Origin of the sequence: Mycobacterium sp. (genome assembly GCF_032162605.1) — a bacterium.
Classification (GTDB): Bacteria; Actinomycetota; Actinomycetes; order Mycobacteriales; family Mycobacteriaceae; genus Mycobacterium.
On record NZ_JAVROT010000461.1, the window covers coordinates 1 to 5730 of the forward strand.

Annotated in this window: 7 protein-coding genes and 1 pseudogene; 6 read left to right on the forward strand and 2 right to left on the reverse strand. The window is 64.0% G+C overall.

The window, feature by feature from the left end; translation table 11 throughout:
- The 4 genes from QOI01_RS25675 to QOI01_RS25690 all read left to right on the forward strand — a co-directional run.
- Window positions 1-129, forward strand: a 129-nt coding sequence (locus QOI01_RS25675) for an aldehyde dehydrogenase family protein (RefSeq protein WP_526385997.1), incomplete at its 5' end; no start/stop codon positions are given.
- Window positions 130-160: 31 nt separating this feature from the next.
- Complete coding sequence (locus QOI01_RS25680) at window positions 161-661, forward strand: DUF779 domain-containing protein (RefSeq protein WP_526385992.1); 501 nt, start codon at window positions 161-163, stop codon at window positions 659-661.
- A gap of 45 nt (window positions 662-706) precedes the next feature.
- Window positions 707-2113: a dihydrolipoyl dehydrogenase gene (lpdA, locus tag QOI01_RS25685; RefSeq protein WP_526385993.1), complete on the forward strand. Its 1407-nt coding sequence runs from the start codon at window positions 707-709 to the stop codon at window positions 2111-2113.
- A gap of 11 nt (window positions 2114-2124) precedes the next feature.
- A complete protein-coding gene (locus QOI01_RS25690) occupies window positions 2125-2394 on the forward strand; it encodes a hypothetical protein (RefSeq protein ID WP_526385994.1) in 270 nt (89 codons plus the stop codon).
- 10 nt (window positions 2395-2404) lie between these two features.
- On the opposite strand, the gene QOI01_RS25695 is transcribed toward QOI01_RS25690, so the two are convergent.
- Complete coding sequence (locus QOI01_RS25695; RefSeq protein ID WP_526385995.1) at window positions 2405-2956, reverse strand: carboxymuconolactone decarboxylase family protein; 552 nt, start codon at window positions 2954-2956, stop codon at window positions 2405-2407.
- A gap of 28 nt (window positions 2957-2984) precedes the next feature.
- Window positions 2985-4409 carry an acetate metabolism transcriptional regulator RamB gene (gene ramB / locus QOI01_RS25700; protein ID WP_526385996.1) on the reverse strand — a complete coding sequence of 475 codons (1425 nt, stop codon included), beginning with the start codon at window positions 4407-4409 and terminating at the stop codon, window positions 2985-2987.
- A gap of 135 nt (window positions 4410-4544) precedes the next feature.
- Here ramB and QOI01_RS25705 point away from each other — a divergent pair, with 135 nt between their 5' ends.
- Together QOI01_RS25705 and QOI01_RS25710 are read left to right on the forward strand one after the other, a co-directional pair.
- Window positions 4545-5321 (forward strand): acyl-[acyl-carrier-protein] thioesterase, encoded by a 777-nt coding sequence (locus tag QOI01_RS25705; protein ID WP_526385998.1) that lies wholly within the window; start codon window positions 4545-4547, stop codon window positions 5319-5321.
- Window positions 5322-5582: 261 nt separating this feature from the next.
- Window positions 5583-5730 (forward strand): annotated as a pseudogene (locus QOI01_RS25710) (isocitrate lyase); the annotation flags it as partial.

Genomic DNA, 5730 nt, shown 5'->3' on the forward strand with positions numbered 1-5730 from the left:
CACGCCGCGTTCGGTGGTTACAAGCAGTCCGGCATCGGCCGCGAGAACCACAAGATGATGCTGGATCACTACCAGCAGACCAAGAATCTGATGGTGTCCTACAGCAACAAGGCCCAGGGTTTCTTCTGATGAGCGCTTGCGCGAAGAAGCGAGGGTACTGGTGAGCGAGCCTCCTTCGCGGGCGCTGATCACCGAGTCGGCAGCCGAGCTGTTGCGGACGCTGCAGAACCGCCACGGCGCGTTGATGTTTCACCAGTCGGGAGGCTGCTGTGACGGGTCCTCTCCGATGTGCTACCCGGACGGCGAGTTCCTGGTGGGCGACCGCGACATACTGCTAGGCATTCTTGATGTGGGGACTGGCGTGCCGGTGTGGATCTCCGGAAGTCAGTTCGCGGCGTGGAAGCACACCCAGCTGGTCATCGACGTGGTTCCCGGCCGTGGCGGCGGTTTCAGCCTCGAGACCCCGGAGGGCATGAGGTTCCTCAGCCGCGGCCGCGCGTACACCGAGGAGGAGAACCGGCTGCTCGACGACGATCCTCCGGTCACCGGATCGCGGTACGAGCGCGGCGAACGGCCGCGGGACATCGGCACGCACATCGTCGCCGAGGCGGCGGATGCCTGCCCGATACCGGCGATCAGGGGGGTGCGCGCGGAGGCGTAGTGGATCGGCCGTTGGCCCGACGACCAAGACCATTAGGCTGGTCGCGTGACTCACTATGACGTCGTCGTACTAGGTGCAGGTCCCGGCGGTTACGTCGCAGCCATTCGAGCTGCCCAGCTCGGGCTGAGTACCGCCATCGTCGAGCCGAAGTACTGGGGCGGTGTCTGCCTCAACGTCGGCTGCATCCCGTCCAAGTCGCTGCTGCGCAACGCCGAACTGGCGCACATCTTCACCAAGGAAGCCAAGACGTTCGGCATCAGCGGGGACGTGTCGTTCGACTACGGCTCGGCGTTCGACCGCAGCCGCAAGGTCGCCGACGGCCGCGTCGCGGGCGTGCACTTCCTGATGAAGAAGAACAAGATCACCGAGATTCACGGCCGCGGAACCTTCACGGACGCCAACACGCTCTCGGTCGAATTGAACGACGCAGGCGGTGCTGAGAATCCAGTGTCCGTCACCTTCGACAACGCCATCATCGCGACCGGCAGCAGCACGCGTTTGGTGCCTGGCACGTCGCTGTCGGAGAACGTCGTCACCTATGAAGAGCAGATTCTGGCGCGGGAACTACCCGAGTCGATCGTCATCGCCGGCGCGGGCGCCATCGGCATGGAGTTCGGTTACGTGTTGAGTAATTACGGCGTCGACGTCACCATCGTCGAGTTCCTGCCCCGTGCGCTGCCCAACGAGGACGCCGAGATCTCCAAGGAGATCGAGAAGCAGTTCAAGAAGCTGGGCGTCAAGATCCTCACCGGCACCAAGGTCGAGTCGATCTCAGATGAGGGGTCGACGGTAACGGTCGTCGTCAGCAAGGACGGTAAGACAGAGGAGCTGAAGGCCGACAAGGTTCTGCAATCGATCGGCTTCGCGCCCAACGTCGAGGGCTTCGGTTTGGACAAGGCCGGCGTCGCGCTGACCGACGGCAAGGCCATCGGCATCGACGACTACATGCGCACCTCCGTCCCGCACATCTACGCAATCGGTGACGTCACCGCGAAGTTGCAGCTCGCGCACGTCGCCGAGGCCATGGGCGTGGTCGCTGCCGAAACCATCGCGGGCGCAGAGACATTGGCACTCGGCGACTACCGGATGCTGCCCCGCGCGACCTTCTGCCAACCGCAGGTCGCCAGCTTCGGGCTCACCGAGCAGCAGGCCCGCGATGAGGGTTACGACGTCAAGGTGGCGAAGTTTCCGTTCACCGCCAACGGCAAGGCGCACGGCCTCGGCGAGCCCGGCGGCTTCGTCAAGATCATCGCCGACGCGAAGTATGGCGAACTGCTTGGCGGCCACCTGATCGGGCACGACGTCTCCGAGCTTCTGCCCGAGCTGACACTCGCGCAGAAGTGGGACCTCACCGTCAACGAGCTCACCCGCAACGTGCACACCCACCCAACGCTGTCCGAGGCATTGCAGGAGTGCTTCCACGGCTTGGCCGGCCACATGATCAATTTCTGAGTGACGCACGCGTGAGAGCGACGGTTGTCGCCGGCATCGGCGGGTTGATCATCGGCCACTTCCTGTGGCTGATCGCGATTTCGTTCGCCACCAAGACGACGACGGTCAACGCGTGGGTACTGGTCATCTCGGCGGCCTCGCTGCTGCTCGCGATCGCCGCCGGCGTGTTGGGCTTGATGTTCCACCGCCGCAAGGCAACGGCGAAGACGGCGTTCCTGTGGTGCCTGCCGGCGGCACCCATCCTGTTCACGATCTGCGTGCTGGGGGTCACGTACCTCTAGCGGCCGCTTCTCAGTCGGGGAAGTCCAGCGGGATCTTCAGGGTCGCCATCGTCGCGGCCAACCCGTCGTACTGTGACGCCAGCATGCAGAACTCGATCAACTGCTTGCGGTCGAGGTGCGATGCCAGTGCCGCCCAGGTCTCCGGTGACATCGACCGGGTGACGACGAACTCGTCGGTCGCGGTGATGAGGACCCGCTGCTTGTCTGTCAGTCCCTCGGAATCCGGTCCCTTGAAGATCCGGGCCTGAGTCTCATCGTCGAGGCCGCGCGTCCGGGCAAGGCGACGGTGCTGCTGAAGTTCGTACTCGCAGTTACGCAGGTGTCCGACACGTAGGATGACCAACTCGGCGTCTCTGCGCGACAACCGTCCCCAGTTGAGCAGCACTCCGGAGAACGGCAGCCACGCGAGGAAGAGCAACTTGTGTTGGCCGATGGTCTCCATCAGGTGAAAGCGCGGTGCCCGGATGACTCGGGCCCCGGCCTTCGCGATGATCCAGCCGATGGGCCCCAGTTCGCGAAGACTGCCGGTGGACGGGATGCGGGCGGGTGTGGTCTCGGTCATGACAGTCGACTCCTCGGACAAGCGTTCGTCATGGGTGCTTCACCAGGTATGGCGACACCGTGCTGCGGTGCTCGTCGAGGTCCAATGCTCGGCCGAGGGCAGGGAAGGCGCGTTGGGGGCAGTTGTCCCGTTCGCACACCCGACAGCCCGCGCCGATCGGCGTGGCGATGTCCCCAGACAAGTCGAGACCTTCCGAATACGCGAGTCGCTGGGCGTGCCGCAGTTCGCAGCCAAGGCCGATTGCGAACGTCTTGCCCGGCTGACCATAGCGCGAGGCGCGACGCTCCACGGTACGCGCGACCCACATGTAGTGACGGCCGTCGGGCATCTGAGCGATCTGCACGAGGATCTTGCCGGGGTTGGCAAACGTCTCGTAGACGTTCCACAGCGGGCAGGTGCCACCGCTCGAGGAGAAGTGAAACCCGGTGGCGGACTGGCGCTTCGACATGTTGCCTGCCCGGTCGACCCGCACGAACGAGAACGGCACGCCACGCATGGAGGGTCGCTGCAGCGTGGAGAGGCGGTGCGCGATCGTCTCGAAGCTGACCGAGTAGAACGCCGAAAGGCGTTCCACGTCGTAGCGAAAGCTCTCGGCCACGTCGTGGAACTGCCGGTACGGAAGCACCGCGGCCGCCGCGAAGTAATTGGCCAACCCGAGACGGGCCAGCGTGCGCGACTCGTCGCTGGTGAAGTTGCCCTCGTCGACCTGGGCGTCGATCAGGTCGCCGAACTCGAGATAGGCCAGTTCGGCGGCGAGCTTGAACACGTACTGACCCGACGAGAGATGGCTGCCGATCGCCAGTGTCTTGGTGCTCGGGTCGAACCGGTGCATGACGGTGCCGAGGTCGATCCGCTTGACGATGTGCACGCCGTGCACCCTGATCAGCCGGTCGGACAGTTCGGCCGCCAGATCGGCGCGGTTCATGCGCATCCGCACGGTGAGATCCTCGGCGGCGGCGTCGAGTTCGTGCAGGTAGTTCTGTCTTTGGTAGAAGAAGTCCCGCACTTCCTCGTGCGGCATGGTGATGGATCCCCACCCCGAGCTTCTGCCACTGCCGTCGGAGAAGCGGTCCTCGGTGGCGGCCGCCAGCTGAGTGGTCGTCAGGCGGTAGCGCCGGTGCAGGTTGACCATCGCCCTGGCCAGCGTCGGGTGGGCGCCGACGATGTCGGCGATCTCGGACACGTCGACGTCGATGCCGAGGTCGTGGTCCAACGTCACCTCGCGCAGCTCGGCGACCAACCGGGTGTCGTCCTGCGACGCGAAGAAAGTCGCGTCGACGCCGAAGACCTTCGTGATGCGCAGCAGGACGGCCACGGTCAGCGGCCGCACGTCGTGCTCGATCTGGTTCAGATAGCTGGGGGAGATGTCGAGCACCTGCGCCAACGCCGCCTGGCTGAAGCCATGCTCGCTGCGTAGTTGCCTAACCCGCGATCCGACGAACGTCTTGGCCATGTGAACCAGCCTAACAATGCTGCTAAGGCAGGCTTCGCATTCTTGGCATCTGCGTCGTTGTGAATCTGCGACGTTGTGGCAGTATCGAAATTCGTGAGTAGCAGTACTGGAGCAGCCACGGGCCTGGCCAAGACGATGACGCCGGTCCCCGATCCGCACCCCGACGTCTTCGACGTCGAGTGGCCGCTGCGGGTCGCCGACACCGACCGCCGGGGCAGGCTCCGTTTCGACGCCGCGACCCGCCACATCCAGGACGTCGGCTCCGACCAGCTGCGCGAACTGGGGTACGAGGAGGTGCACCCGCTGTGGATCGTCCGGCGCACGATGATCGACATGTTCGGGCCCATCGAGTTCAAGGACGCCCTGCGGCTGAGGCGTTGGTGCTCGGGGACGTCCAACCGGTGGTGCGAGATGCGGGTCCGCATCGACGGCCGCAAGGGCGGCCGCATCGAGTCCGAGGCATTCTGGATCAACATCAACCGGGAGACGCAGGGCCCTGCGCGCATCTCCGATGACTTCATCGCGGGGTTGCAGCGGACCACCGACGTCAACAGGTTGCGCTGGAAGGCGTATCTGAGGGCCGGCAGCCGCGAGGATGCCGATCGGATCCGTGAATATCCCGTCCGGGTGAGCGACATCGACATCTTCGATCACATGAACAACTCCGTGTACTGGAGTGTCGTCGAGGACTACCTCTACAACAACCCCGAACTGCTGGCGAAGCCGCTGCGGGTGACCATCGAGCACGATCTCCCGGTGGCGCTTGGCGACAAGCTGGAGATCATCACGCACGTTCACCCGGCGGGATCGACAGATCTGTTCGGCCCGGAGCTGGCGGATCGCACTGTTACAACGCTCACATACGTCGTCGGCGAAGAGGTCAAGGCCGTCGCCAGCATCTTCTCGCTCTGAATCGATCGGGTTTAACAGTACGGGCGTACTGACCTGCGAAAACTTGCTACTGAACGGTAACTTCTGAACCGGTACAGGTGTTGGCCGCCTTCGCAATCTTCGCAAGTCAACGCCCGGTGTTGGCGAAAATTGGCAATTGAAACTGGTGGACCTGCGCATATGTCCTATGCCATCGTTGTGTTAGCAGAGAAGTTAACTCGCGGTGACGTTAACAAGATCGATGCGCGATGTCACCGGTGATCAGTAACCGAAGGAGCACCAATGTCCACCGTTGGCACGCCGAAGAGCCCCGAGCAGATCCAGCACGACTGGAACACCAACCCCCGCTGGAAGGGCATCGAGCGCACGTACACCGCCGAGGACGTGGTCGCCCTGCAGGGCCACGTCGTCGAGGAGAGCACACTGGCCC

Excerpts from the sequence above, each read along its gene's own strand:
- QOI01_RS25695 (WP_526385995.1), bottom strand. The coding sequence starts at position 2,956 with ATGACCGAGACCACACCCGCCCGCATCCCGTCCACCGGCAGTCTTCGC.
- ramB (WP_526385996.1), bottom strand. The coding sequence starts at position 4,409 with ATGGCCAAGACGTTCGTCGGATCGCGGGTTAGGCAACTACGCAGCGAG.
- QOI01_RS25705 (WP_526385998.1), top strand. The coding sequence starts at position 4,545 with ATGACGCCGGTCCCCGATCCGCACCCCGACGTCTTCGACGTCGAGTGG.